General features: G+C 71.4%; 2 protein-coding genes. Both read left to right on the top strand.

What is annotated here, in order from left to right:
* A partial coding sequence (locus IH13_RS0136245; protein WP_031091431.1) for a type I polyketide synthase occupies window positions 1-1,197 on the top strand: 1,197 nt, incomplete at its 5' end.
* A 58-nt stretch (window positions 1,198-1,255) separates the two neighbouring features.
* Window positions 1,256-2,281, top strand: a 1,026-nt coding sequence (locus IH13_RS0136240; protein ID WP_031091430.1) for a beta-ketoacyl synthase N-terminal-like domain-containing protein, incomplete at its 3' end; no start/stop codon positions are given.

Here is a 2,281-nt window from a genome sequence, read left to right as displayed (position 1 = left end):
GTGTATAAGAGACAGGCCGCACTCCGCGACGAACTGACCGCACTCGGCGCCCGGGTCACCGTCGCGGCCTGCGACGCCGGCGACCGCGAAGCACTCGCGGAGGTGCTCGCCGCGGTACCGGCCGAGTACCCGCTGACCTCCGTCGTGCACACCGCCGCCGCGCTGGACGACGGACTGCTCGACACGCTCACCCCTGACCAGCTGGGCCGCGCCCTGCACGCCAAGGCGCGGGCCGCGCAGAATCTGGACGAGCTGACGCGGGACACCACGCTCTCGGCGTTCGTCCTGTTCTCCTCGTTCGGCGGCATCGTCGGCACGCCGGGGCAGGGCAACTACGCACCGGGGAACGCCTTCCTGGACGCTCTGGCCCAACAGCGCAGAGCCCACGGCCTGGTGGCCACCTCCATAGCCTGGGGCGCCTGGGGCGGCGGCGGAATGGCGGAAGGCGCGTTCGGTGACGTACTGAACCGGCACGGTCTGCGCGAGATGGACCCGGAAGCCGCGACCGGCGCGATGCGGCAGGCGGTGGAGCACGACGCCACCTGTGTCCTGATCGCGGACATCGACTGGGAACGCTTCTTCGTCGCGTTCACCGCGACCCGGCCCAGCCCACTGCTCGCCGACGTGCCCGAGGTGGGCCGGATCGCGCAGGACGGCCACGGCTCGGCCGGCGGCGCCGAGGAGCCGTCGGCCCTGGCACAGCGCCTGGCCGGGCTCGACGACGCCGACCGGGACGCCGTACTGCTGGAAGCCGTACGGGAGCAGGTCGCCGCCGTGCTCGGATTCCCCGGGCCGGAGGCCGTCAGCGTCAAGCGTGCCTTCAGGGAGGTCGGGTTCGACTCCGTCACCGCCGTGGAACTGCGCAACCGGATCGGTGCCAAGACCGGGCTGCGGCTGCCGGTGACACTCGCGTTCGACTACCCGACCCCGGTGCGACTGGCTACGTTCCTGCGGGAGCAGCTCGTACCCGACGGAGAGACCGTGGCCGCGTCGGTCATCGAGGAGCTCGACCGGATGGAAGCCGCCCTGGTCACGGTCGCGCCCCACGACGAAGGACGGGCCAGGGTGGTGCGGCGCATGCAGGCGCTGCTCGCCCAGCTGCTGGAGACACCGGCCGCACCGGTCGGCGAGCAGATCGAAGCAGCATCCGACGACGAGATGTTCGAGCTGCTGGGGAAGAAGTTCGGCATCTCCTGACAGGCCGTCCGGCGCCACGCACATCGCACCACACAGTTCCTGACAGAGGGGTCGCCCGATGGCGAACGAAGAGAAGCTCCGGTACTTCCTCAAGCGGGTCAGCACCGATCTCGAAGCGGCGCACGACCGGATCCGCGAGATGGAGGAGCGCGACACCGAGCCGATCGCCATCATAGGCATGAGCTGCCGCTATCCGGGCGGAGTGCGCTCCCCGGAGGAGCTGTGGGACCTGGTCGCCTCCGGCGCCGACGGCATGACCCGCTTCCCGTCGGACCGCGGCTGGGACACGGACTCCGTGTTCCAGCCCGGAACCGAGGGGACCGGGTACGCCGGTGAGGGCGGGTTCGTCCACGACGCGGGGGAGTTCGACGCGGCGTTCTTCGGCATCAGTCCACGGGAGGCGCTGGCCACCGACCCGCAGCAGCGGTTGCTCCTGGAGACGTCATGGGAAGCTGTCGAGCGGGCCGGAATCGACCCGGAGACGCTCAGGGGCACCCGCACCGGGGTCTTCGCCGGGACCAACGGCCAGGACTACCCCTACCTCCTGATGGGCGCGACAGGTCTGGAGGGATTCACGGGCACGGGAAGCGCCGCCGCCGTGGTGTCCGGACGGGTCTCCTACACACTGGGCCTCGAAGGACCCGCCGTCACCGTCGACACCGCGTGTTCGTCCTCCCTGGTGGCCCTGCACCTGGCGGCGCAGGCGCTGCGCCGGGGCGAGTGCACGCTGGCGCTCGCGGGAGGGGTCACGGTCATGGCGACCCCCGGCATGTTCAGCAGCTTCAGTGCCCAGGGCGGGCTGGCCAGGGACGGCCGCTGCAAGGCGTTCGCCGCCGCGGCGGACGGCACAGGTTTCGCCGAGGGGGTCGGGGTGCTGCTCGTGGAGCGGCTCTCCGACGCCCGTCGGAACGGGCACCGGGTGCTCGCCGTGCTGCGTGGCTCAGCGGTGAACCAGGACGGTGCGAGCAACGGGCTGACCGCGCCGAACGGTCCGTCCCAGCAGCGCGTCATCGAACAGGCCCTAGCCGACGCCTCGTTGACACCGTCCCAGGTCGACGTGGTCGAGGCGCACGGCACCGGCACG

The sequence above is a fragment of the Streptomyces sp. NRRL WC-3549 genome, assembly GCF_000721935.1.
Classification (GTDB): Bacteria; Actinomycetota; Actinomycetes; order Streptomycetales; family Streptomycetaceae; genus Streptomyces.
Note: the sequence above shows the minus strand (reverse complement) of the source record. Positions and strands in the feature narration are given on the sequence as shown.